20 protein-coding genes and 1 pseudogene are annotated in these 26,073 nt (G+C 42.2%); 4 read left to right on the top strand and 17 right to left on the bottom strand.

What is annotated here, in order from left to right:
- Window positions 1–100: 100 nt before the first annotated feature.
- Window positions 101–631, bottom strand: a pseudogene (locus V5G28_RS36835) (pentapeptide repeat-containing protein); the annotation flags it as partial.
- A gap of 142 nt (window positions 632–773) precedes the next feature.
- Here V5G28_RS36835 and V5G28_RS22905 point away from each other — a divergent pair.
- A complete protein-coding gene (locus V5G28_RS22905) occupies window positions 774–2,555 on the top strand; it encodes a DUF3685 domain-containing protein (protein WP_332987756.1) in 1,782 nt (593 codons plus the stop codon).
- 97 nt (window positions 2,556–2,652) lie between these two features.
- Here V5G28_RS22905 and V5G28_RS22900 read toward each other — a convergent pair whose 3' ends face one another.
- From V5G28_RS22900 to V5G28_RS22855, 10 genes are all read right to left on the bottom strand, one after another.
- Window positions 2,653–3,534: a glycosyltransferase family 2 protein gene (locus tag V5G28_RS22900; RefSeq protein WP_332987755.1), complete on the bottom strand. Its 882-nt coding sequence runs from the start codon at window positions 3,532–3,534 to the stop codon at window positions 2,653–2,655.
- Window positions 3,535–3,696: 162 nt separating this feature from the next.
- The gene (hpsJ-B, locus tag V5G28_RS22895; protein WP_332987754.1) at window positions 3,697–4,533 is read right to left on the bottom strand and encodes a hormogonium polysaccharide biosynthesis protein HpsJ; all 837 of its coding nucleotides are present in this window, start codon (window positions 4,531–4,533) and stop codon (window positions 3,697–3,699) included.
- A 327-nt stretch (window positions 4,534–4,860) separates the two neighbouring features.
- Complete coding sequence (locus V5G28_RS22890; protein WP_332987753.1) at window positions 4,861–5,502, bottom strand: TIGR04282 family arsenosugar biosynthesis glycosyltransferase; 642 nt, start codon at window positions 5,500–5,502, stop codon at window positions 4,861–4,863.
- A 32-nt stretch (window positions 5,503–5,534) separates the two neighbouring features.
- Window positions 5,535–6,110, bottom strand: a complete 576-nt coding sequence (locus V5G28_RS22885; RefSeq protein ID WP_332987751.1) for a pilus assembly FimT family protein — start codon at window positions 6,108–6,110, stop codon at window positions 5,535–5,537.
- The gene (hpsC, locus tag V5G28_RS22880) at window positions 6,037–7,017 is read right to left on the bottom strand and encodes a hormogonium polysaccharide secretion pseudopilin HpsC (protein ID WP_442994283.1); all 981 of its coding nucleotides are present in this window, start codon (window positions 7,015–7,017) and stop codon (window positions 6,037–6,039) included. Before hpsC ends, V5G28_RS22885 begins: the two co-directional genes overlap by 74 nt.
- Window positions 7,018–7,234: 217 nt before the next feature.
- A complete protein-coding gene (gene hpsB, locus V5G28_RS22875) occupies window positions 7,235–7,912 on the bottom strand; it encodes a hormogonium polysaccharide secretion pseudopilin HpsB (RefSeq protein ID WP_332987748.1) in 678 nt (225 codons plus the stop codon).
- A gap of 32 nt (window positions 7,913–7,944) precedes the next feature.
- Window positions 7,945–12,843, bottom strand: a complete 4,899-nt coding sequence (gene hpsA / locus V5G28_RS22870; RefSeq protein ID WP_332987747.1) for a hormogonium polysaccharide biosynthesis protein HpsA — start codon at window positions 12,841–12,843, stop codon at window positions 7,945–7,947.
- A 218-nt stretch (window positions 12,844–13,061) separates the two neighbouring features.
- On the bottom strand, window positions 13,062–13,298 hold the full coding sequence (gene rpmB / locus V5G28_RS22865; RefSeq protein ID WP_332987746.1) for a 50S ribosomal protein L28: 237 nt from the start codon (window positions 13,296–13,298) through the stop codon (window positions 13,062–13,064).
- 197 nt (window positions 13,299–13,495) lie between these two features.
- Window positions 13,496–15,484: a molecular chaperone HtpG gene (gene htpG / locus V5G28_RS22860; protein WP_332987785.1), complete on the bottom strand. Its 1,989-nt coding sequence runs from the start codon at window positions 15,482–15,484 to the stop codon at window positions 13,496–13,498.
- Between the two features lie 256 nt (window positions 15,485–15,740).
- Complete coding sequence (locus V5G28_RS22855) at window positions 15,741–17,117, bottom strand: protein kinase domain-containing protein (RefSeq protein WP_332987744.1); 1,377 nt, start codon at window positions 17,115–17,117, stop codon at window positions 15,741–15,743.
- Between the two features lie 255 nt (window positions 17,118–17,372).
- Here V5G28_RS22855 and V5G28_RS22850 point away from each other — a divergent pair, with 255 nt between their 5' ends.
- Genes V5G28_RS22850 through V5G28_RS22840 form a run of 3 tightly spaced genes read left to right on the top strand, consistent with a single transcriptional unit; the run spans window position 17,373 to window position 18,095 of the window.
- Window positions 17,373–17,615, top strand: a complete 243-nt coding sequence (locus tag V5G28_RS22850) for a type II toxin-antitoxin system RelN family antitoxin (RefSeq protein ID WP_332987743.1) — start codon at window positions 17,373–17,375, stop codon at window positions 17,613–17,615.
- On the top strand, window positions 17,605–17,964 hold the full coding sequence (locus V5G28_RS22845) for a type II toxin-antitoxin system RelE family toxin (protein WP_332987741.1): 360 nt from the start codon (window positions 17,605–17,607) through the stop codon (window positions 17,962–17,964). The genes V5G28_RS22850 and V5G28_RS22845 overlap by 11 nt, the downstream gene beginning before the upstream one ends.
- A complete protein-coding gene (locus V5G28_RS22840; RefSeq protein WP_332987740.1) occupies window positions 17,958–18,095 on the top strand; it encodes a hypothetical protein in 138 nt (45 codons plus the stop codon). Before V5G28_RS22845 ends, V5G28_RS22840 begins: the two co-directional genes overlap by 7 nt.
- 98 nt (window positions 18,096–18,193) lie before the next feature.
- On the opposite strand, the gene V5G28_RS22835 is transcribed toward V5G28_RS22840, so the two are convergent.
- The 6 genes from V5G28_RS22835 to gloA form a co-directional block, all read right to left on the bottom strand.
- Window positions 18,194–19,600, bottom strand: a complete 1,407-nt coding sequence (locus V5G28_RS22835; RefSeq protein ID WP_332987739.1) for a serine/threonine-protein kinase — start codon at window positions 19,598–19,600, stop codon at window positions 18,194–18,196.
- Between the two features lie 84 nt (window positions 19,601–19,684).
- Window positions 19,685–20,020 (bottom strand): XisI protein, encoded by a 336-nt coding sequence (locus V5G28_RS22830; RefSeq protein WP_332987738.1) that lies wholly within the window; start codon window positions 20,018–20,020, stop codon window positions 19,685–19,687.
- A complete protein-coding gene (locus tag V5G28_RS22825) occupies window positions 20,008–20,427 on the bottom strand; it encodes an element excision factor XisH family protein (RefSeq protein ID WP_332987737.1) in 420 nt (139 codons plus the stop codon). The genes V5G28_RS22830 and V5G28_RS22825 overlap by 13 nt, the downstream gene beginning before the upstream one ends.
- Window positions 20,428–20,641: 214 nt before the next feature.
- Entirely contained in the window at window positions 20,642–23,311 is a 2,670-nt protein-coding gene (gene clpB, locus V5G28_RS22820; protein ID WP_332987736.1) for an ATP-dependent chaperone ClpB, read from the bottom strand.
- A 492-nt stretch (window positions 23,312–23,803) separates the two neighbouring features.
- The gene (locus V5G28_RS22815) at window positions 23,804–25,609 is read right to left on the bottom strand and encodes an iron uptake porin (RefSeq protein ID WP_332987735.1); all 1,806 of its coding nucleotides are present in this window, start codon (window positions 25,607–25,609) and stop codon (window positions 23,804–23,806) included.
- A 23-nt stretch (window positions 25,610–25,632) separates the two neighbouring features.
- The gene (gene gloA / locus V5G28_RS22810; protein WP_332987734.1) at window positions 25,633–26,067 is read right to left on the bottom strand and encodes a lactoylglutathione lyase; all 435 of its coding nucleotides are present in this window, start codon (window positions 26,065–26,067) and stop codon (window positions 25,633–25,635) included.
- Window positions 26,068–26,073: the final 6 nt, after the last annotated feature.

Below are 26,073 nucleotides of genomic sequence, written 5' to 3'. Positions count from 1 at the left end.
GTAGTTCATCGAGACCATCCAAAATCAGCAAACACCTTGGATGCTCTAGCTCTAGCCACTCTAAAAGACTGAGGTGAAAATTATTTCCTTTAAAACCAGAATCTGCTTGTGTGTCAGTGAGTTTCCCTGGACGGAGAGTTTTGAGTAGCTCTTGCAGTTGAGCATCTTGCAGGGGACGCATCAAAGATGAGGGAGATGAGGAGGATGAGGGAGATGAGGGAGAAATTTCGCTCTCTACTCTCATTCTTTGTGTGTCCCATACGATTGCTCGGTCTAGCCAAGGTCGCTGTAGGCTTTTTTCTTGGTTAAGAACTTGTTGTAGACCAAGAAGATAGGCAATTTGAAAGGCTAGCCATGTGCCTTCGTTGCGTTTCAAGGGTTTTTTCTTGCTCAGCGCATTCACCAAGCTTTGAGTGATGTGGGCGAATACACTGATTTCCTAGCAAACACTCCCTAGGGGTAGTTCTAAAATTTCTGCTAAGGTACAAATATCAAAAAACATAAGGCTTTTGACTTCCATATCCTGAACAATACGGAATGCCAAGCCTGCTATCTCCCCTGGTGAAAACTCTCTTATTTGGGGTAGTTCAATGTGGTGTTCTGCTAAGGTGTGCCGAATACTCAAAGTCATTGAATCAAAGGGTAAATGCCTGCCTATGGCAATTATGGTTCATTTATCTGTCTACGGAAACAACTCCTAGTCAGGTAACAAAGCTAATTTGTCAAGGTTATTTGTTACCAAAAGAAAAAAAGCCTGCGTTTTTAAGCCGATTATGAGCGATCGCCCTCTAAAACTATTGTTAGTAGACCAAGACCCTATCTTCCGGCTAGGGCTACGAGTGGCTTTGGAAGAATTTCCTGATTTGCAAGTGGTCTCGGAAGCTCAAACAGATACTGCTGCATTGCAAATTTTAGCCAAACTTGCACAAGAAGACCCTAATCAAGTGAACTTACTTGTTTTGGAATTGGGAAATGGTCGCTCCCTCTCTAGTCAGCAGCTCGGTTTACAACTTTGTCGGCATTTGAAAATCCAGTACCCCAATCTGCCCTTATTGCTTCTAAGTTCTGTTCAAGAACAAGGGTTGCTTTTAGCAGCAAGATCTGCTGGGGTTAATGGTTACTGTCCCAAAGGTACGCCTGTTTCTGAATTAGTCACCACTATGCACGAGATAGTAGCAGGTGGCTCATGCTGGGGTAGGGAGATAAGAGAGGACACAGGGTATGCTCTTGAAAACCTTTCCACTTCTTCTCGACTGCCTTTCGCTCAAGTGCGGAAGCATCTACGCTTATCAGGAATCGGTTACATTGACGCTACCTTGGCAGAAGTAACGGCACAATTACAAGTCCCCGGGTTACCTTTACTTGATAGAGCAGTTTTAGCTGGGCAAAGACGAGAATTGCTAGCAGCTCGTTGGCTGCTGAATCGATTATTAGCTTCAGCACTGGAAAGGCGAGAGGTACCACGTTGGCGTAACGTTCCTACAGAAAATAATTTCGCGTCTGTACAGTTGCAGCCTCCTGCAAATCCCCGAGTCAGTACTTCTATTTCCAAATCTGAACCAAACAAGCAAAATACCCCTTCTCTACTCAGCCCGCGATCGCTGCAAGCGGCATTGTTTGCATCTTGTATTACCAAACTTCAGCTTCCTTTACAAAACTTGACAGCTACCCCTCTAGAAATTGATATTTTACGTGAAGACAAAAAACGTGATTTACTTTATCTAGTTCTCCAAAAAGTTGCTGATACCCTAGATGAAATACGAGCTTCTCGGGTAGAAATCAACCAATTATCGGAATTAAAAAATACTTTACTCATTGATGCCTGGGAAGCTGCAACTACAGAGTTCTTTGGAAAGTTTGCTAGGGTAAGAGTTGGCAATAACAATTTAGAAATCGTCAATTTTCTACTACAAAATTCTGCAATTGTGCAAACAGAGATTTTTCAGAAAATTCCTCTTGCTGAGGAGTTATTTTCTTATCTGTTATTTCAAACTGATTTGCAAATTGATAATGCCTCATATCCAGCAGGAAGCTCTGAAGCAAAAGAGTACGCAGAAATGCTCCTAGAGAATTTGTTAATTCAGATAGCAAATGGTGTGATACAACCGCTGCTCAACTCTTTAGCGGATGTCGAAGAAATTAAACAAAGTTTTTATGATCGCCAATTGATTTCTACGCGGGAAATCGAACGTTTTAGAAATAATTTGTCGTGGAGATATCGCCTAAGGAATTATGTCAATGAGCCTCAGGCAATTTTTGAAAGCCGCTATGAGCTATTTGTTTTTGCACCTCGCGGTATTGCGACAATTTCTATTTATGCGCCGCGTCGACAAGAGCTAGCTCAACTTTCTGGTATCCCGCTAGTTATCACCCTAGCGATAGAATTTCGTGATGCGATCGCCCCTCGTCTACAATCATTATTATCTTTTTTAGGAAGTGGTGTTGTTTTTGTTCTGACGCAAGTTATTGGACGTGGTATAGGTTTGGTTGGTCGTGGGATTCTTCAAGGAATTGGCAGTGTTTCTTTAACCGAAAAAAAGAATAAAAAGTTATGATTTGGGTATCAGCAATGTAGAGACGCGGTGTTTGAAGCGTCTCTATACATCACCAAATCTCACTAAAAATCCTTAACTGAACCGTATTGAGCTATCACTAATCAACAGAATTTGATATTAAATGCGTAGCTTCGCTTGCAGGTACTTTTGCATCCAAGTTGGGTGTAGGGATATGCTTCATTTCCCAAACTTTTAGCAGAATCAGGTATTCGTAGAAAGCTTGCAAGGTACACCAAGCAAAACCAGCGCGTCCATCTAAGCAGCCGCCTAAAAGAAAATACATATACAAAAAACGTGTGAGTGGTCTGGCTGGTAAGCGTAAGGACAAATCTTTTAAAGCGCGGCGTCGTTCGACTTCTGACTTCCCAAAAAATAAGCTGCGCCAGCTGACTGTTCCATTCTCTAATTGATGCAGGGTTTCTCTGGCTTCATCTGTGGAGTAACGATTGTGCTTTTCAATCCACCGGCTTAAACCCTTGCTAGAAGTGTAATGGGGATATGTTTCTTTTAAAAAGCCTGTTGAACCGTCACAAACTTCTCGTTCTGTGTGACCGTAGTCTGTAAACCAAACTTTACCGTGGCGGAAAAGGCGCAACTGGTAACGGGGATACTGGGTACTGCGGCGAATCCAACGATTCATGAAAATCACGCGTTCAGCGACGTAGTAACCGATGTAGTCTGGATTCTGACTTGCTTTTTCGCATTCTGCAAACAGTTCTGGCGTCATGCGTTCGTCAGCTTCTAAAATGTAAACCCATTCATGCTTGGGAGGTATATTTTCTAGCATCCAAGTACGCTGACGACCGTGGCTTTCAAAAGGGTGCTGAATGACACGAACCGGGTAGCGATTGGCGATTTCGACGGTGCGATCGCTACTGCATGAATCTACAACAATAATGTCATCTGATAGCATCGCCGACTCAATACAAGCGGCAATATCGATTTCTTCGTTATAAGTCAATATGTAAATTGAAAACATTCCCAACGTTAGTCATATAAGTTCTCTTGTGCCAGATTATACTTTTTTATAGTGAATATCTGCAAGAAACACGAATTGATTTTCATCAAGGAATGAGTCAAAGTGGCAGTATGAGCCTTTGTTAAATTTTTGATGCGTCATACCGCCTTTGAGGATAATGAACTAGCGTGCAGGTACTTTGCGTTTTGCACTTTGGAAAGCACCCATACTTCTTAATCCTGACCAGCCAATAATGATGTAAGCAACAGACAACAGCAAACTATTCACGACAATCCTTAAACCAGGCTTCCAATTTTCTTGAGCTTGTTTTTCCAGTTCTTCCCGGCGAGTGCGAATTTGAGCTAGTCTTTGATTGGCAAGTTGCTGTGGATCTGTTTGTTGGGCGATAAATTTGTCAAGCTCCTGAGGATTTGCCTTAAACTTCTTAAGTAAATCTTTTGTAGCTTGGGGAACATTTGGGTTATTCAGTGCTTGGTTGTACCGCTGCTGATCTTGAAGGAGTTCACTGTACTGAGTTTTGACTTGAGTTCTCTGCTTTTCTACAGCTGCTTTGACTTGATCATTACCCAGTTGAGCTTGCACTTGGTTGAGCTGGGTTTTCAATTGGTTTTCTGCTACTTGCGCATCCCTAGTGATTTGGTCCACGACTTGAGTTCTTTGGTTAATAATATTCATCGCGTGGACAGGAGCAATAACCAAAAAGAGTAACCCCAAGATACTTGATATAATCAGAGCCGGCATTCTAAAGTCTAGGGGCTGTGGTTGATTGCCATCATCAAAACTGTCAATCCAATACGCCGCGAATAGCATACCCAAACCTACTAATGGTACGACTCCCCGCTCAACCATACTTGCTGCCCATCTTAGTTGCAACTGTTTATCAGTAGGGCTGAAGTCAAGGCTGAGAATGATAAAGTCAATCAAAAAGGACAATATTAAGATTATCCCAATTACCTTAAGTGTACGGGCGGCGATCGCAGCAGCAAAACGGTTATTCATAGTTTTTTGTCTCGTAGTCAATCAGAGTGAATATTCTATATAAAGGTACTGGAATATTGTTTCCATGACGCTATCTATTGTTTATGATTCCGAGATTCTTTTTTGGGTGATATATTTTCTACCCTTTGGATTGAGCTACACCACGGTAGCATCTGTATTCTAGCTTGTCTTCTGGAGATCCCTGTGTTAGAAAATACCAGATATAGATTGACACCATTGATAACCGTAGTAAATACTCCATTAGAGGGGTTTCGTGTGCATTTTTGTGGTGTATGAGGTAGGGTGTGAGCAAAGAAATGATTACACACCCAGCTACCAGACACAAGTTTAGTGCGTAAGTCCGAGAAGCTTTTCCCAAATTGGCAAATCCTCCGGACGATCAATATCAGCCAACAAAGCCAAGTAATCTACCAATAAATTAAGCGTCTGGGCAGTATCTATAGTCTGTTGCAATACTTGAGAGGTTCCCCAATCTATATTGATAAATAATTCTGGGACAGGACGCTGCAAACCAATCAAGTAATAGCCACCATCTACCGCTGGACCAAGCACAAGGTCGCACTGCTGAAGTTGCTCAAAAGCTTCTGCTAAAATCTGGTCATTGACATCAGGGCAGTCAGTACCGATAGTCAGGACTTTTTCTGCACCTGATTGAAAAGCATTGTAGAAAGATTGTGCCATCCGCGAACCCAAATCTCCCTCACCTTGAGGTTGGTAAGCGATGTCATATCCCAGCCACTCTTGCATGAGTTGCAAATGACCGCCCGCAAACCGCACCTCAAAAGAGATGGCAGAAGTCTTTTGCAACTGTTTCACTTGAGATAGGGTGTGTTCCGTCATTTGACGCTGAAGATTTGCCGCGCCTTCAGCTCCCAAAGCAGGTATGAGTCGGGTTTTCGTTTTACCTGGTTCTGGATAGCGGGTGAAAATAATGAGATGCTGTTTTGCTGTTTCTGGTAGATTTAGCACGGGGTACCTAATTTAAATTAACCAGAAATATATTAATAGCAATAATCACCATCGCTGTCAGGTGTATCCTGTTCTTTTGCGGTTCGCATTGCGCCTAAAATTGTAGAAATATAGACGCAACGCTTAGCTTTACCACCATTTCTGTTAGATAAAGTTATGTGTTGTAGTGGTGCTTGACCTCTGTCATTAAATTGGATGTACCCGTCCTGTTGTAAGTTTGTTTCCGCATCTAAGCGCACATTTGGATCTAAATTATTCCAGGTACTGTCAGATGGGTTGGCTGTCGTAGCAGGATGAACTGCCCATTGCACAATACCGTTTTGTTCACGAAAACTAACTTGCCAGGTTAATTTGTTTGTACTCGCTTGTCTTTGAGCTTGACGTATAGCAAGATAAACTTCTTGTTGTGCAGTGTTGAGGCGCACAGTATTAACAAAACCTAGCCAACTGGGAACTGTGATCGCAGCTAAGATACCAATAATTATTATACTTACCAAAACCTCTAGCAGCGTGAAGCCACTGCTCGAAGGATTCTTAATTCGTAAATAAGAATCTATTTCCTTGGACTCGTATGCTTGCTTGAGGAAAATATGTTTTATTATTGCCATTGAAATCTATATTATTATTTTGAAGACGAGCCAGAGCATTACCACGCAAATAAACTTCCGCTACAACGTTTTGTGCATCCACACAAACGTAAAAACCTCGGGTTTTTACCTGACCAGTGGCAACAGAATCTCCAGTCTCAGAAAAAGTTGGCACCTGTTGACCTATTGTGCAATTAGGAGGTGCTGGATTTGTATTATTATTTGTTAGAGTTTGATCAATGTAATCAACTAAAGGTACAATATCTTGTGTGTAAGATTCGCCACTCCTTTTTGTCCATTGATTCATCTTAGTTTTAATATTTCCTGAAGCTTGCATATTAAACATCTGAAAACCTTTGCTTCGCCAAAATTTTTCATCATTAGCTTCAGTCTCTTCATAACCGTTTTTTATTTGAAATCTACCAATTCGAGCCGCGTTAGACCATGTAGAATCATGAGCTTTAATTAAATAATAGGCAACTAAAGAGTAGACGAAGCTATCATCTCTCACTTGTCTTCGTTTAGAACTAGAAATGATAAGTCCATTTGAAACAAACTGCCGCTTCCAGAATACAAGAACAGGAAAAAAAATATTTTTATTTTTATCATCGTATTTTGGTAGTTGCTTTCTAATTGCATTAATACCATCAGCATCATATATGTATATTGCCTGCTGCAAGTCTCGCGCAATATAATCAAGTGCTGCTTTGATTTCTTGCTCAGTAGTTGCCTTTGCTTGCTCTTGTCGGTCAGTTGTCATAATGTTAATCATGAATCCTAGTAAAGGCGTGACAACAAGGGTAGCGATGACTATGCCTACCAGCAACTCAACTAAGGTAAAACCATCACATTTCTGTTTCACGCTAAAGAGTTTTAGCTGATTAGGGTATTTCAACAAATAAATTATCCAATTTTTTGGGATGGGCATCTTGCCTGCCCAGTTTATAGGACGGGCAAGATGCCCATCCCACAAGAAAAAATTGGATATTTTTTTATTTAGAAGTTCCTTAATACCAAGCCATTTAAATGGACTCATAATATTAAACCTCTTTTCATTTGCGTCCATCTGCGTTCATACTGCGGTTAATTATTCATTTTGTTACATTTTTGTAATCTATTAATTTGAGCTAAAAAAAAGCATATATTTAGCAATTAGATTGAGGATTAGGATTACTGTGTAGAGGTTTCAGACGCGCACAGAAATCACTAAATGTCGTTACTTTACTTGATATTTCTGTAGTTGTTTCTAGTAATGGCGCTTTACGATCGCCCACTCTTCCAGTAAAAATCAATTGTTTATTTGGTGCTTTTTCTAGTAGGTTTGTGCCGTCAGTAGCAAACCCATCTGCCCTGTAGATACGTATTCCTAACTGGTAGTCGTCTTGAGGAGCGATAGAGCTTATGTTACGCCGAAAAGCTTGAATAACTAAGTCTCTGATGCTGCTCATCGTACAGCCACTTCCATCAGCATCACCATCGACACAGTATAAATTAGTTGCTGGTGCCGAACAGTAAGTATTTGCGGTGTTACAGGTCAAATTTCCTACTGTAGGAGCAGGGTAATTTCCTGATCTGTCAGTAGTGTCGGTGATAGGAGGAGGTGGAATTGTTCTTGATCTAACGCCATCAATATAGGTTTTAGCAGCGTCAGTTGCCAACTCAACGCGCCTTGCTTGCACTCGTGTGGCGACAGATAAGACAATAATAGGTGCGATCGCTGCTAGTAAAATGCCAACAACAACGATTGCTACTAATGACTCGATGATGGTAAAACCTGACTGATTGGATTGGATAAATGCTTGCTGCTGTTTTTGGTAAATCATATTTCAGCAATCAAAAGTAGAACTGAGTCAAATCAAGGACACGTACCGCGTTGGTCTTGGCTAACAGCGTATTTGAAGTTAGTACCATACCCAGAAGGAGCGTTTTCGTAACCGCCAACATTTCCATTTTGGGCAGCACATAGCAAAGTTTTCACCCAAGCATCGTCTCGCCCGACTTCCCTGTAAAACTCACTCGGCTGTTTTGTGGATGGTGTAGTAAAGCGTTGAGCAAACAAATCAGGTAACTGACTCAGCAACGCGACATCATAGCTCCAATAACGGTTAGGCGGAGTAAAGAAGGGTGTACGACCTAGAGTTTGACCGCTAGCGTTGGTTACAGTCAGTCTATAGCCTTGCGGGTATCCGAAAATCGTTTCTGAATTGCTGTAACCCGTACTAGTAAGCACTTGCCAAGGAGCTGTGGCATAGCTACTACGTTTAAACTGGATGAAAGAACCAGCTACTCTGTGATTTATACCTTCCCAGCGTTCTAAGTAACGCACAAAGTTTTCTAAACCACCATTGGTTTCGTTAGGGCGTCCTGGTGTGTTACCTTGAGCGAATATGAGATTTGTTTCTGTGTTTGTGGCGGTTTGCATCCAGTTGCCACTATTTTTTACATCTCTATTTTCGTTGAGGGTCGATGAGTCAGTTTGTTTTATAAACGAGTACTGAATTTGTAATACTGGCACTAAAAGCGGCTGTTCTGTTGGTCTTTTTCCAGTTAAAGTTAAGTTAGTGCTATTTTCAATCCGATTTGCAATCCATAAAGGATACTTAGGATCATAGTTTTCTTTGGAAGGGTTAGCATCTTTGTTAAATGTTCTAAACCAAAGAGTACTATTTTGTGTGCGAGGTGGTTTAGTGGAATATTTCTCATATAACAAACCGTTTATTTTAAGGTCGTTAGAGAACGGGACATATCCGACTTCTTGTTGGTTAACGGCACTATTAAATATCGCTAGAGGAATTGGAGTTTGATCCACTGGGTCTAGTACTAGTGTGTTTGGATCTCCAGGTATGGCATTACCATTACTGTTTTTTACTGTTAGATCAGCGGAGTGTCTTAGAAATGCAACTCGACGTGGATAGCGTTGAATTGCTGGCTCATCAGAATCTGTTGCGGGTACTGCTGTTGTCCCCGCTCTCAGCTTGTTTGTCTTAAAAGTAAAGTTAGCATTATCTGCCTTGGCATCAGCCAAAGCTCTAACTAATTGATTTGCCTTAATCTGTTTCTCATCGTAAGTTTTACTGTTGACAGTTACTGTTTTATATTTTCCATCCTCATCTAAGTCATAACCAACCACCCAGTCCTTAAATGTGCAAGCTGTGACTGTTAGCTTGGGGCAAATTTCCATAACATACTCTGAAAAGGGCACTCGACGCTGAATTGGAGTAACGAAGTTATTGAAGTAAGAGCTTTTAATTAAAGAAGGACTCACTGACACCTCAGATGGAAAACCATAGCCACTAGAACCACCAGCGTTAACGTTATCCTGCCAAGGGAAACTCGTAACAAAGTTATTATCCCAAAAGCCATTGATCTTAATAGCAGCTGACGCAGTAATGCTAGCTTCTGAAATATCATTAGGATCAATTGCGTCGTTACCATTGAGATCAAAGCCAAAATCAGATTCATTAACAGTTTTAAGCGAGCCGTCACCATTAGCATCGAAAGAGAGAGGAATCAGCTTACTGTCTTTATCAATTACGTCATAGTTATTTCTTAAGTCATAGTCTCCTTCATTACGGAAACCGAAGCGGAAATTATCAGATAAAACTGTAATGGCATCAGCAATAACTACTGCTTGTCGCCAAGTTTCACCAGTGTTGCAACCAGTAAATTGACCTGAGCGACAGGCGAAATGAGGATTCAACGATTGACGTGCGTAGAATTTGTTACTCCAATCCTTTTCGCCTTTTAAGGAGTTGTCTGTGAACTCTTCCTGGGTGTGAATATTGAAATTTCCTTTAATGTAAACTGGTAGGTTGGATACCAAAATTAGACCCTTTTCATTTTCCTCTGGCTTGTCTAGATTGTAAGTAGCGTTACGGCTTAAGTTACTGCCATTGATTAGCATGATGGCATTAGGTCGCCGAGTCGGGTCTAGGTTGAAGTCAGTAGCACTAACATCTATATTTTCTCGTTCACTTTTGTCTTGCAGTGCATCATCACCGGTAGCGTAAATAATTCCACTATTTGGAAATAGAAACTCTCCATTAGTTCTTGATTGTCTTCGTAACAAATCCAGATCCAAAACAGTGGCACGAATTTCTAAAGGCTGACGCAGTTCAACATCCAAATTGTACCTTCCTGGAGTTGATGCAGGTTTATCAATTGTTTTAATTTGTCTTGCATCAAGAAAAGCGGTTTCCATAATAGCGCCATGAGGAATGGCAGTGTCTGTCGGACTGCCGATAGTGCCGTCTAATATTTTTAAGGCGCACATAGCAGAATCAACTGCTGATTGTTCTGAAAGAGATCTATTAGCTGGAATTTTTACCAAAGCTTTTTTAAGTGGTTCATTTACCCAACGTCCACTTGAGTATTTCAACTGTGCTTGGTAATTCAGCACTGCCTCATAACCTGTTGTTGACAGGGAAGAAGGTAAGTAGACAACACCGTTGTTGGAGTCACCTGCATTACTAGTAGTAACATTGGGTAGCCCAGTTAAGTTTCTGTTTGTATCTCTTAAGCTAACGTCTGGCAACCCACCCCCGTTTTTAGCTGTAGTGCTATTTGTGGGGTTGTAGTAGCTGCTGACACAGGCAATTGGGCTTTGGTGGTAATAAACTGCCGTACCCCGCATTTGCAGGAAGGGTGTATATGCTTTATTAGGCAGAATATCAATGACACTCGTATCAGATGAATTCAGACGCATTGGCATCGAATCTGCCCACACTTTATCTGTAGCTGCGATCGCACTATTGAATTGAGCTTGGCTACTTCTAGGAGTGTAAGCGTTAGGTAAATAAATTCCTGCACCTGTGACGACTCGCAAGCCCCCAACAACATCCAGAGGACTTTGAGGTTTTTGTGCTGCTGACTTTTCCCAAAAGCCGTCTCGGTTCGCCCCTAAATCTTTTAACTGATAATCTTCTAATTGATATGCTTGAGAAAAGCGATCACGAGTCGCAGTGCTATTATCTCCATTATTATCAACATCCCATTGCTTACCAACAATAGTCTGTCCTTCTGGCGAACTCACAAATCTGCCTTTGGTTGTGTCAAACCACAATTGCGGTAAATTATTGCCAACCAAAATGCGATCGCCAATTTTTTGTTCTCTACCTGCTTTTGCTTGTTCTACTGGTTCTGTAGCAGGCAGGTAAATTTTACTACCATTTTCTTTAATCCCTATTTCTGCATAATTATTAGCAGTTTTCCCATCAGCAGGATCATAAGGAAATATCCATGCATCTACTGGTCGTAGAGAGTTACCACTTCCTTGAAGAGGACTGTTTGTCTTAAAGTCATAACTTCCATAGACAAGAGGTTCATCACCAGATACGATTTCAGGAACTTCAGCGTATGGAACGCGGCGTGTTCGCTTTCTGAAGTAAATTCTTAACTTTTCATTACGAACATCATCACGATTTAAAGTGGGGTCAGTACCTAAATCTCGTTCTACTTGCTGTGTAACTTCATCTGGGAGACCTGCAATATTTGTTGCTTGCACTAAACGTTCAATTCGTTTGGCATATGCCTCATCGTTATATGCTGCTGTATTTCCATAAACAGATGGAGGTACAGTTTTATTTGTGTTATTTATAAATTCACTTCTAATTCTGCTGCTAGGCGTATAAGATTGGTCAAATAAATCTATCTGTACATTATTACCGCCAGAAGTTCCTGTAATAGTACTATCTATTACATTTCCACCGATAATAATCTTGCTGTTTTCTTCTTTGAAATAGCAAGAGTTAGGACTACTGACTAGATAATACCTAATAGGATTTGTTCCCGCTTTTGTTAGTAAGTTACCATTAGTGAAGACGCGTCCATTGAGATTGATACCTTGTTCAACAGCAATTTCTAAATCATTGTTAAAAACAACAAAAATATTATTAAGAGGTATTCTTTCTCGGTCTTGCTGATATTCTAGAGCTATAAAAGTATTATTACCTGTAAATTGTTCATATTTAGAAATATCTAGCCCTGTTAAATCAGTAATCGGTACAGTTGTGGTAAAAACAAAAATGCTTTTTTTTAGGTTATCACCGACTTTGTACCAACCTTGAGTACTGACCAAGTTTCCACTAGTGGCAAACAAGCTCTTACATTGAGTACTAAAACTACTCTCGTCCATCGGTGGTGTTCTTGCTTCTAAAACAGTTCTGGCTCTGTTAGTAGTTGGAGCCCGGAAGTAAATCCCATACAGAGTATAACTATCAAATTTACTGTTATTATCCGTATCTACGGGATACTTCCAAGCACTTTTTAAAGTCTCTTCATCTTCTTGAATATTCGTTTTACCGTTAAATTCTTTAACAAGTTTTAACTGTATTTCATCACCAAAAGTGAACTGGTTAAGATTGCCGTTAATAACTTGACTGAGTAAATCGTCTGAAGGAGTTGTGCTTGGTAATCTCGGGTCTCTAAATAACTGTTCTATTTTTGCTTTTGCTCTTTCAATAGCTGGTGATGCTGCGTTTAAAACAGCCTCATTCACTCGGACATTACTAGCATTCTTTGCACGTTCAAAAGACCGAAATAAAATAGCCGTTGTCAGTAGCACAACTACGAGCGCTACCATTGCCACAGTTGGTAAGACAAAACCAGCATTCGCACTTGCTCGTCGTCTTCTTTTAGTGACCAACAAAGTCCTTAACAGCCAAATAATTTGCTTTTTAATTGCAGATACATTTTTTTTTATAATTTCTCTATAAAATTTATCTATCTTGTTTAATATCCGACAGTGGTGAGACATAGTTGCTTCCCTGGCAAGTTTTATAATGATAAAACAAGAGATAAACACAGATGGTCAACTTATAGTACCCACTTGTTAGATAAAACGTATCAATCACAAATTAATATTAGGTAAATAAAAACCTCCCTGGAATCGGGAGGCGTAAGAGAAAATGAAAATTTGAAACAATAACAAAGCCTATCTCCTAGTAGGAGATGGGTTGGGGAGAGGTTACAGTGTTAGTAATGATTCAGGTTAATTCCAGCTTCTTTCGCCATTGCTTCTAACCCTTTGAGTTGTAGGGTTTTGATTGCTTTAGTAGATATGCGCAGTTTGACCCAACGGTTTCCACTTTCCCACCAAATGCGCTTAGTTTGTAGGTTCACTTGCTGAAGACGCTTGGTGCGGCGGTGGGAGTGGGAGATTGCAAAGGCGTTATTTGCCTTTTTGCCTGTTAATTCACAACGACGGGACATTATTTGAAACTCCTATTTTTTTCTTTAGCACAATCTCTCATTATATAAAATTGCCTTCCAAGCGGGATGCAATTTATCCTTTTGCTAGGCTCAGCCTAGCAATGCATTTTCAGAGGCTTTGCCTCCTGTTAAGATGAGGGGGAGCCTCACTGTAGGGATTCCCCGGCGGAGCCAGGGAACGAGAGAGTATGGTTCTTTTACTTTGTAGCTTCCTGTGTCAGCTTGGTAAGTACCTCATTGGAACGCTCAACGAATGATTTCATTCCTTCAGCGTCAAAACCCTTTTGAGACATCAGCGCCAAATCATATATATGTTGGCAAACTAAGTTCACGAGCTGTCCGGTAGGCGATTGAACATCACCTTGAATAATACTACCTTGACTCAGATCCGCTAAATTTTGAATCAGTGGGTGAGCAGTATTGACTAGGAAAATGTGGTCTTCGGGAAACTCTGCTGTTTGCTGCTGCATTAAAGCGTTCATTTCCCGCAGGCGGCGCAAAATCTCTGGTAAAAGCACCATTGCAGGTGGTGTCCCTTGCGGATCGTCGGCTTTCAAAGCTTCGGTGCGGATATTCAGCTTGGGTTTGTTGAGAGCTTTCTCAAATAGCTCTTTGATAACCTCAGTTCTAGTTTTATTCGTCTTCGGATCAACAATTTCCCCAGCTTTGTCTTGATCGAGCAGAGTGCTATCTAAGTCGGAGTCTACCCGCGTAAATTTGACATCCTGATGTTCCCTCTCCAAGAAGTTGATGAAGTGGGTGTCAATAAAGGAGTCTAGAAACAGGACTTCTAAACCTTGATTTTTGTGCAGTTCTATGTATGGAGCTTGCGCCGCTTCATCGGTGGCGTAGAAGACACGGTTTTCGTGACGTTCTTTATTGCGTTCTAGGTACTCCTTCAGGGTTGTGTACGGCAATTTTGGAGTGTCTTTCTCCTCGTTTGCTGAACTCACATCTTGCCAAACATCGCCTTCTTGAGATTGTACCTCAACTGCTGGGGCAGGTGTTGACTGTTGAGTGCTGCTTGGTTGATAGGTGCTGCGGAAGACAATGATATCTTCGACTTGTTTTTTGAATTTCTCGTCGTTGAGAACGCCGAATTTTACGAAGGTACCCAAGTCTTTCCAAGTGCTGATGTATTGTTCGCGGTTGTCGCGGTAAAGTTCTTTGAGGCGATCGCCTACTTTCTTGGCAATGTAGTCACCAATTTTGCGCACAGTGCGATCAGTTTGCAAAGCACTCCGCGATACGTTCAGCGGAATATCTGCGCTATCAATCACACCCCGCATGGGTAGAAGAAATTGTGGGATAATTTCCTCACAGTGGTCACTCACAAAAACCTGGTTGCAGAAGAGCTTGATTTGCCCCTTGGTGACATCCACATCCGGTCTCATTTTGGGGAAATACAGAATACCGTTGATGATAAAGGGATAGTCAGTATTCAGATGCACCCAAAGCAACGGCTCTTCTTGGAAAGGATACAGGTAGCGGTAAAACTCTAAATAATCTTCTTGACTCAGGCTATTGGGAGTCTCTCGCCATACTGCTCTTTGCTTATTTAACACCTCGCCATCAAGTTTGATGGGTACTGGCATGAAGTCGCAGTATGTTTTAATAAGCTGCTTAATACGTGCTGCTTCTAAATACTCCTGTTCTTCCTCTTGCAGAGTCAGGGTAATCGTAGTACCACGAGTTGTACGAGAAGATTCTTCTAGGGTGAACTCTGGAGAACCGTCGCAACTCCAGTGAACCGCTTGCGCCCCTTCTTTGTAGGACAAGGTATCGATTTCTACCTTTTGTGCCACCATGAAGGAGGAGTAGAAGCCAAGACCAAAGTGACCGATTATCGGTTGGTCTGATTTGCCTTCGTACTTCTGTATAAATTCCTCAGCACTAGAGAAGGCTACCTGGTTAATGTATTTCTTGACCTCCTCTGCCGTCAGTCCGATACCATTGTCGGTAATTGAGAGGGTCTTTTTGTCTTTGTCTATAGCAATTAGAATTTCCGGTTCGCCGATTTCATCAGAATACTCCCCAGCGCGAGATACCATTTTCAACTTTTGGATGGCATCTACAGCGTTGGAAACCAGTTCCCGCAAGAAGATTTCATGGTCGGAGTAGAGGGACTTCTTGATAATCGGGAAAATATTCTCAGTATGAATACTGATTGTGCCTTGTTCTAACATAACTGACATAACTGATAATCTTCAATGCAAGTATCTGAATGATAACTGAGGCAAAACCCCGTAGCACCCCTATCTACACCTAAAGCCTAATTTAGGTGGTTGGTTAATAACTACCCTCATCTGAAAGGGCAGATATGGGATTCTACTCATTAGGATTTTATGGTGCGTGTAAGGGCGATCGCTCTTAGTTTGCAGCATTGATTACCCGATAGCAGTGATTCGGATTTCCCTACCAAATGGGTAAAAGCTACTAATATCACAACACACCCAACAACGCCTGTTTGAACTTAGTCGCACTCTTAAAGTAAAGTTCTGGCTTCTCCACCAACGCTAAATCAATCACCTCCGCCAGCTTTTGCGGAATAGACGCATCACGCTGACGAATAGGTACGGGGTCATTTTCCAAGACTGCAATAAAGAGGTCTTTTCCAGTGAAATTACGGGGTAAAGTTCCTGTAAGCATATAGTAGAGACAAGCCGCAGCAGCCCACACATCGACTTCTGGCTGCACATGCTTAAAATGTAAGAGTTGCTGGCGACACATAAAAACGGGAGTACCCGCTTTACTACCTGTTAAAGTTTGACCGCTTAAACCTGCTAAATCAAAAGCCTTTGCTAAACCATAATCTCCAATTTTTACTGTTAGTCTACCATTAACATTGCCCAGGAAAATATTACTTGGTTTGAGATCACGGTGAACCAAACCCCTACCTTTACCAAATCCACCATTACCTAATTTGACATTAGGAATTTCTGCGTTGTGGGTGTATTCTAAACCGTCTAAAACTTGGAGAATAATTGGGACGGCAATATCTATTGATAACTTTCCTCCCTGTCGCTGCATTAAATCAGCAACAGTACCACCTTCACAATACTCCATTGTGAAAAAGAAAATGCTATTGGAGTAACCATAGTCAAGCAATTTCACCACATGAGGATGTCGCAACGCTTTCGTATTTTCTGTCTCCCGCAGAAACATTTGTATTGCCCTGTCATTAGCAGCAACGGCTGGTAACATGACTTTTAGGGCGACAAAATTGTTGGTTTGATTATGCTGTGCTAAATAAACTTCGCCAAAACCACCTTTTCCTAATAGTTTGATAATACTATAACCACGAATTGCTATGAGATTTTCGTCGCCTTTCTCTGCTAAACCCAACAAGCGTTTAATCAATTCCAAGAAATTAGGCGAGTGTGTTGGGCGTTGGTTGACATTATGGATGTTAGCTGTACCAGGGACGAAAGCAGGAATGTTAAGTGATTCTAATTCAACTTCAATTCCAACGACAAATACTGTATTACCGAGTTTAATTTCATCTCCATCTTGCAAATCATACTCTGTCAATTCCAACTTTGCAGCTTCTTCTGGAGTTTGCTTTGATGGGCGTTGTCCAATTTTTTTACCATTTACATAAGTTCCATTTCTACTACCAAAATCCCGCACGCGAATATTTGGCGGGTTGATATCTAATAAGCAGTGATAGCGGGAAATGGTAAGATGATCATCATCATGTGGTAGTTGCGGGTTGCAGTCTTTTGCTCTGCCAATTATACAAGTTGTGCGGGAGTCGAAAGTATATTGTCGTCCTGGTGATTTGCCTTCAGTAATTGTGAGAGTGACTTTGGCCGGCATATTATATTTTTATATGTATTTTTACGGCTTTGATTTTTTATTATAGTCATTCTTCGTTCCATCCTAGACTCGATATACAGTAATAAGTAGGTCAACATAAAAAAACATAAGATACGATTCTTGCGATTGCTTTGCTTCACTGCGTTCCGCTCGCAATAACATTTCACGTTTAATTAGGTTGAGCTACTTAATAACTTTGTTGAGATTAGTGCAAAATATTATAAGAAGATAAGCTGACAGACTTTGGGAGGAAAAATGAAAGCACAAGAAGTCATGGGAAGCGTTGACGAAAACGGTACACTGTGTTTGGATGAACCGCTGACAGTTCAAAAGCATAGCCGCGTTAAAGTGATTGTGCTATTTGTGGAAGATGAGATGGATGAAGATGATGAACCAAAAGAATCTGTGTTAAACAGTCTTCGCACTTCATTGCAACAAGCAAAAACAGGAAAAACTAAACCTGTTTCAGAACTGTGGGATGGAATTGATGCAGAGTGAACCACCCTCAGTTCAAGTTAATTTTACAGATGAATTCCAGCGCCGACTACGCACCCTATCTAAAAGGTATCGCCACATTCGATCTGATATTCAGCCGATAATTGCACAACTACAAGCAGGAGAGTTTGTTGGCGATCAAATATCTGGAACAGGAAACACTGTTTTCAAGGTACGAGTTCGTAATAGTGATATCCAAAAAGGTAAAAGTGGTGGTTATCGCCTCATCTATCAGCTGGAATCACCTACAAAGGTGATCCTCCTGTTAATCTATTCCAAAAGTGAACAAGTAGATGTTACAGCAGAGGAGATTAAGTTAGTTATCGAAGAGTTTCACCAAAGAGAGTGGTAGTTCGTCTGAAACATTGGGATAACTGGGAAGTAAACAACGAAGAAATAGAGAAAGTCGCAGAACAATTTATCCTCGCCAACTGCTACAATCCGCAGTTCGTTGGTGGCGTCGTACTACAAAACTCATCATAAATTACGAGAGTACACAGTGCCAGGTATCCCAAAGCCAGAACCCGCAAGACTTCGTGGAAAGCGACTCGTTTAAAAAACTTAATAAAAATCTGTAAGCTCTAGATGTTACACTTTACAAGTCTCGACGCGAGAGAAGAGACCACCACCCCCCCACTGATCACCCATCCACCCCACCCACCTAACCATAACCCCGACTCCTCCGGGAGGTGTCCTTGGGGTGCTCTTAGATCAAAAGTAATATCGTGGTGGTACAACCACTTTCCTCCTTTTCTCCAACCGACGCGATCGCCGAAAGCCTGCCAAATTTTCTCGTCGTACTGTCTGGTTCCACCCAGACTTTGATAAATGCGCTTTTGCACAGAAAAGCCAAAGTGCCCATTGCTGTATTTTACCCAAAGTTGGTCAATCGTGCGGAGGTCTTCACAAGGAAAAATATCAATATGTTCAACATCAAGCCAACCTTCCTTTTCTCTCCCAGCTACCGCTAGCATAACTCGCCTTGTTTCTTCATCAGCTTGTTTCCACGTTCGTACTGCGAGTAAATCCCGCAGTCGGGTGTAGTCCATCTTCGCTGTGATTAACTTAATCTCACCATCTGATTTCGGCGGGGTTGCAATATTTTTTGATGGTTGATTTTGGATTTTCGGTTGTGGATTGGAGATTGGTGCTTGAGGAATTGGAAGATTTACCTTTCTGGGTAACACTAATTCTACCCACTCCCGCACTGTCTGCACTCTATCTTGTGGTTCCAACGTCATCCCGAGGAGAATCGCCTCATTTACTCTGTCGCTAATCTGCGAATTAAATTGTTTTGGCGGTGGTAATTGCGCGTACTTACGAAAATTAGCAGGAATCGGAACCTCAGCAGTCAGCAAAGTATACAGCGTTGCGGCTAAAGCATAAACATCAGTGCAAGGAGCAAAGTTACCGCGTCGTTCGTACTGTTCAATTGGTGCATAACCTTCCGTCTTTGCATTCGTCATGCTTCCTGTTTTCCCAAGGTTAAACTCACGCGCTAACCCAAAGTCAATTAATACTGCTTCTTGCGTCCCTCGTCGTAACAGAATATTATTCGGTTTGATATCCCGATGTAAAAACCCCTGTTTGTGGACATCTTCCAAAGCTTGCCCAACTTGGTCAATGTAGCGTAGAGCTTCATCTTCTGGCAACTGTCCGCGCCGATCAATATAAACTGCTAAATCTTGCCCTTCAATATATTCCATCACCATGCCCCACAGTCCAACTTCCCGTATCATTTCGTAAACTTGGACGATGTGGGGATGAGTACACCCTCGTAACCGCAAAGCTTCGTTGACAAATTTTTCTTGTTCTTCCTCAAAGTCAGGCTGACTTTGCTGCATGGGGTTAAGGGTTTTGATAGCGATGATTTTATTTGTGTTATTATCTATCGCGCTGTAGGTGACACCATAGCCACCACCACCGAGAATTTTTTGAATGATGAATCTACCGTTTTTGATAGTTTGGTTTGGTTGCCAGTATTGCATTATTCGCTGCTTGCAGCTGAGAGACTATACTTAGAGCTTAATACGATCGCGTGGAAAAATGTTTCCTGACAACAGGTTTGTGATTCAAGATATGGCAAAGCCTGTATGTTGACGTAAATTCTCTGGATGAAAACCCAAAACAATCTCTTCACGAGGGATACCAGCTTCCATGAGTGCTTCTGCTACTGGGTAAGAACTACCGTCATACTGAATCCAAACTTTATCACCAATAATGTCGATATGCACCGTACAACCATGTACACGACGGATTCCATCCCAACCTACTTGTAGGACTTGGTAACGATCGCGTTCAGAATCTATAATAGCTCCAACATCAATTTGACCGTGATAAGGCTTGTGGGTGGTATATTCGGATATAACTTTCCGGACTATTTCACGATACTTTGCTAGTTTATCCATCGCACAATCCTCGCTTGTTGCTCATCAAAAACAATTAAGCAAATTTGTATCCGATTGAGGATTAACTGACCAAAGCGTTCTGAAAATAAACTTTCATAGACTCGCTGGGGAATTGCCAGATAAAGTAAGCGTTCTGCTTCTAATTCTAAAAGTACAGTGCGATAGATATCATATTGTCCCACTGCCTCCTGAAGGTCACGTATAGGGGAAAGGCTGAGAAAACTTTTAATTTCAACGGCGATTTTTTGAGAATCTTTTTCAGCAGCTATCGTATCACGTTCTGCACCCAGGTCTACATACAAATTTCGACCCCCATAAGCTAAATATAAGGGGTCATCGGTAATTGTCCAGCCATCCGCTATCAGTGCCTGCACAACTACATCATGATATATATCTTTTGCAGGCATTGGTTTGCGAAGGTTCTTTGGCTCCTAGAATACAGCTTGGAATAATGTAGCTTATATAGCAACAGCCAAGGTGCGTACGACGCTAACAGATGATAAAACCTAGACACAAAAAGACTTTTCACCCAGTCCCCAGTCCCGAGTCCCTAGTCCCCTGCTATATCACGGATATGCAGGATGTGAATCAAGCAATGCGCCTTACACACCCTGCTACTGCTCACACCTCTTGGGATGCCTCAATTAAGAAGGTCTTATTTTGCTGGGCTGGCACTTTAACCACCACTTTCTTACTAAATGTCAACCCATGTTCGCCCTTGTCAATCACAATCGTGTCGCCAAGGACAAAAGTGTTCTCCAACAACTTGGTAGCAACGGGATTTTCGACTTCTCGCTGAATTGCCCGTTTGATGGGACGTGCGCCGTATACTGGGTCATAACCCACTTCCACCAAGTAATCGCAAGCGGCTGATGATATTTCCAATGAGATTTTTTGTTCTTGTAGAAGATTTTCCACTCGGTTGAGTTGGATGCGGACGATTTGCCGCAATTCGCTGCGGTTGAGGGTGTGGAAGAGAATAATGTCATCAACGCGGTTGAGAAATTCGGGGCGGAAGTGCGATCGCAAAGCATCCATTACCCGGCTGCGCATTTTTTCATACTTGGAGTCATCACCCGAGACATCTAAGATATATTCGCTACCGATGTTACTGGTCATCACAATCACAGTGTTCCGAAAATCAACCGTTCGCCCTTGCGAATCCGTAATTCTGCCGTCATCCAACACTTGCAACAGAATATTGAACACATCGGGGTGAGCTTTTTCTACTTCATCCAACAGCACCACCGAATAGGGACGGCGGCGAATCGCCTCAGAAAGTTGACCGCCTTCTTCGTAACCCACGTATCCCGGAGGCGCACCCACCAAGCGGGAAACTGAGTGTTTCTCCATATACTCGGACATATCCAGACGCACCAAGGCGTCATCGGAATCAAAGAGAAACTGTGCCAAAGCACGGGCGAGTTCCGTTTTACCAACTCCTGTTGGTCCCATAAACAAGAATGAACCAATTGGGCGACCAGGGTCTTTCATTCCTGCACGGGCGCGACGAATTGCCGCTGAGACCGCAGAAACGGCTTCCTCTTGTCCAATAACTTTTTGGTGGAGGTGATTTTCAAGTTGCAGCAACTTTTGCCGTTCAGATTCCAGCAGCCGATTTACGGGAATTCCCGTCCATTTGGCGACGATTTCCGCAATATCTGCTTCTGTCACCTGTTCTCGTAGCAGGGTTTCCCCTTTACTTTGAATTTCCAGCAACTGCACTTCTTTTGCTTCGCGATCGTGCAGGACACTCTCCAACTTGCCAAACTTTAACTGAGCAGCTTTGTTAAGGTCGTAGGCGCGTTCTGCTTGTTCAATTTGCACCCGCAGCTTTTCTTCTTCTTGCTTTAATGCACTAATCGCTTCCAAGAGCTGCTTTTCACCTTGCCACTGGTCATTAAATTCCTGCTGTTTTTCCGTCAAATTGGCAATTTCTTGCTCAATTCGCAGCAAACGCTCTTTCGTCTGGGCTGTAGCTTTCTCTTCTCCTGCCAAAGACAGCTTTTCCATTTCTAGCTGCATCAACCGTCGGTCGATGGTTTCCAATTCCGCTGGTTTGGAGGTAATCTCCATTTTCAACTGCGCGGCTGCTTCATCCACCAAGTCAATTGCCTTATCTGGTAAGAAACGGTCAGAAATGTAACGCGCAGACAGTGTTGCTGCTGCTACCAACGCCGAATCAGAAATTTTGACGTTGTGATGAACTTCGTAGCGTTCTTTCAAACCTCGCAGAATGGAAATTGTATTTTCCACACTCGGCTGATCGACAAAGACTTGCTGAAAACGCCGTTCTAAAGCCGCGTCTTTTTCAATATATTTGCGGTATTCATCCAAGGTGGTTGCGCCAATACAGCGCAGTTCTCCCCGCGCCAGCATGGGTTTGAGCAAATTTCCTGCATCCATCGCCCCTTGTTGGGTGGAACCAGTCCCCACAACGGTGTGCAGTTCATCAATAAACAGCACAATTTGACCATTCGATTCTGTGACTTCTTTGAGGACGGATTTCAAGCGGTCTTCAAATTCACCCCGGTATTTTGCCCCAGCAATCAAGCTGCCGATATCTAAAGCCATGAGTTGGCGATTTTTCAAAGATTCTGGAACATCGCCATTGACAATACGCTGTGCCAACGCCTCGGCGATCGCCGTCTTACCTACCCCAGGTTCACCAATTAGTACAGGATTATTTTTGCTGCGACGGGACAATACCTGTATAACTCGGCGAATCTCATCATCTCTTCCGATAACGGGGTCTAGCTTACCAGCTTTTGCCTGTTCTGTCAAGTCTCTGCCAAACTTTTGCAAAGCTTCATAACGAGATTCTGGGTTTTGGTCTGTCACCTTTTGACTACCACGAACGGTTTTAATACTAGCTTCTAGCTTTGCGGTGTCTAGGTTAACGCTTTTGAATATCTTTCGTCCGATGCGTTCATCCTCAACAAAAGCTAAGAGTAAGTGTTCAATAGATATGTAGGAATCTTTCATTCTAGCTCTAGCTTCTTCCGCTCGGTCTAGCAATGTGTCTAAACTACGACCGAGGTAGAGTTGATCGGCTTTACCTACTTTAGGCTGACGTTGGGTAAATGCTTCTAGTTGCTGTTGCAAGCGCAAGGCGTCAACTTCACAACGACCGAGGATGCGTGTTGCTAGCCCAGTAGGTTCTTCTAATAAAGCAATCAGTAAATGTTCGACATCAAGTTGCTGTTGTTGATACGCTCGGACAATATCCTGTGATTTGACAATTGCTTCCCAGGCTTTATCAGTAAATTTATTTGGATCTGTAGGCTGCATCTTTACAATTTTGGATTTTAGATTTTGAATTTTAAACTATGGATGTAGGTATTTCTTTGAACGCACTCCAACGAAATTAAGGATGGTACTATTGTTTCAAAAGAGAAATTGTTAGATTCCTCTGTTAAATTCCTCAAGGTTTCCAGAGTTACTGGCGTTCTCAGTGCGTACTTAGTAATTTTGCTAACAAACGCTTTAGAAATACTTTTATCTGCTAACGGCAGATAATATCAATATCTTAGTTTTTGAGTTCGTTCTTTTGTGACTCACGGTTTCGACCTCAACCTTAACTACACTAAAATGTTACTTCGCTTTTCTAGACTGATTCACTCACCCTACCTAAATCAAAGATTATAAATAAGGACTGCACTCAACAACTTTGTTCAAATTAATATCCAACCATCATTGGAGTGCATTTGCTTGTATCTGCGGTTGCAATTTGGCGAAAGTTTGTAGTAAGGGCTTAAGCCCTTACTACAAACCTACTCTAATTTAAAATGAAATCACTGTTCTGAAGGTGCCTTGCCAAATAGTGTTGTTGGAGCTATCGTTATCTGCATTTGTTACCACCGAAAGCGTGGGGGTAATACTAACATTGTCGCTTAGCTCCAGATTATAGAATGCCTCATAATTTATCTGAGTGGCATTTCCCAGACCATCAGTGATGAAAGGTTGACCAACGGCGATACCCCCAACAGTACCGGGAAGCAGGAGGTTACGAATACCAAATCCTACCGTCCAACTAAAGGGATGTAAATCTAAATCCTGGTTAATGGCGTTGTTGAACCCTTGGTAAGTACCAAATCCCACACGAGTAAAAATCCCTATGTTTCGATTAAGGGCATATTCGGCATTAACCCCAAAGGCGTTAATGTCGGTGTTGTTGATTTCAGCTTTAGTATATTGTAGTCTTAATGCAAACTGATTGCTAAGTGAGTATTCCAGTTCTGCACTCGCTTGATATCTATCTTTAAATAAGCCACCGCTGGCATTTGAATTGACAAGATTTGCATCAGCGGCGATGTAAAGAGAACGCAAAGTCAATTGACCACCGCCTGGATTCCAAGCTAGCGCCACTCCTGCACCGCCATTTCGGTCAATTTGGTTTTGGACAATCAGAGGGTTATTGAGAAAAAAGCTGGAACTAAAATCAATCGCCTCGTTGTTAGCATATCTGTTACGGTCAATAAAATCGCGTGGAGACATTTTTGCCCCAACAGTCACAGCCAAATCTGACACGGGATGAAACGAGTAGTACAAGCGTCTGAGTTTCAAACGATCATCAACTTCCGCATAATCAAGTCCGCCACCATTGGCGATTAAACCAGTCGTTCCTAACAGGTTAAAGTTCTTCTTTTGTTTTCGACCAATAGCATCATCGCCATTGTTACCAGCTTCTAGCTGAGTGAGGAGTAAATCTTTGCTGTCGAAGCTTGTTAAAAGATTTAACCGTAGGCGGGCGACAATGGTAGCGTTTGCATGACTACCTTGTGTTGAAGCAACAATAGCTTGACCTTGGAGTTTTGTTGTGGTCGAAAATTCATTTGCTTCGAGTTGAGGGACGCGATCGCCAATTCTCTTGACACTCTGCTGCAATTCATCCAAGGCGGAACGATATTCTCTTTGTAACCGTCGTAAAGTCATCAAGTCTTGTTGAATAAACTGATTGCCAATACGATTAGCAATCAAGCTATCGACTTTATCTAAGGTAGCCGCCAAGCCAGCAGCAAATTCATAACGAGACACAGGGCGGTTACCACGAAAAGTGCCATCCTGATAACCAGAGAGGACACCATAACGTTCCATGAGCGATCGCAATGCCTGATAAGCCCAGTCTGTGGGTTGAACATCAGACAATTCAGAAACCGCAGGCTGCTGAGGTGACGGTTGAGGATTCATCTCAAGATTACCAGGCTCATTTGCACCAGGCGATTGTGTTAATGACTGGTTCTTTCGCAACTCCCCGTTGCTAGCGGGGCGCGTGGAGTCTTCGTATTGTGGTTCCTGAGACGAACTTGAAACAACAGAGGCAGCAGATTCTGTAGCGGATGTCACAAATAAGTTATCTGCTGCACCCGCAGACAGTTCAAATTTCTCTGGTATCTTGCCATCACCGAGGTCATCCTGGTGATCAGAAATTGCAATAGCAGTTTCTGGCTGCTGTAGAGAAGGCAAAGAATTCGCTGCTTTTGGGAAGCAGATAATTTGGCTGAGAATTCCACAAATGAGTAAATTTTTAGCCAACAATTTTCGAGAACGAATTCTTTGCCGTAGACATTGCTTTAGGCTGAACTCCATCACACCCATGTTTTTAATTAGATTTACTGAGCAATCATTTGCTGCTCCGTTTCTTGTTTAACACTAGAACTGTGACTACTCAGTTGAATAAGTTCTACCTTATATCCATTTGGATCTTCCACAAAAGCAATGACCGTAGAACCGTGTTTCATGGGTCCTGGTTCGCGCACAACTTTACCACCAAGTTTTTTGATGTTCTCGCAAGTGGCATAAATATCATCAACACCAATGGCGATGTGACCGTAAGCATCGCCCAAGTCATACTTTTCCACACCCCAGTTATAAGTAAGTTCTAGCACCGTATTTTCACTTTCGTCACCGTAGCCAATAAAAGCCAGAGTAAACTCTCCCCCGGGGTAATCTTTTTGACGCAGTAGCTTCATTCCCAAAAGATCACAGTAGAACTTCAGAGATTCCTCAAGATTACCTACCCGTAGCATCGTGTGCAGGAGTCGCATAATTAT

This window comes from Scytonema sp. PRP1, from assembly GCF_036697665.2.
Lineage (GTDB): Bacteria > Cyanobacteriota > Cyanobacteriia > Cyanobacteriales > Nostocaceae > Kalymmatonema > Kalymmatonema gypsitolerans.
This window is presented reverse-complemented; position numbering and strand designations above follow the sequence as displayed.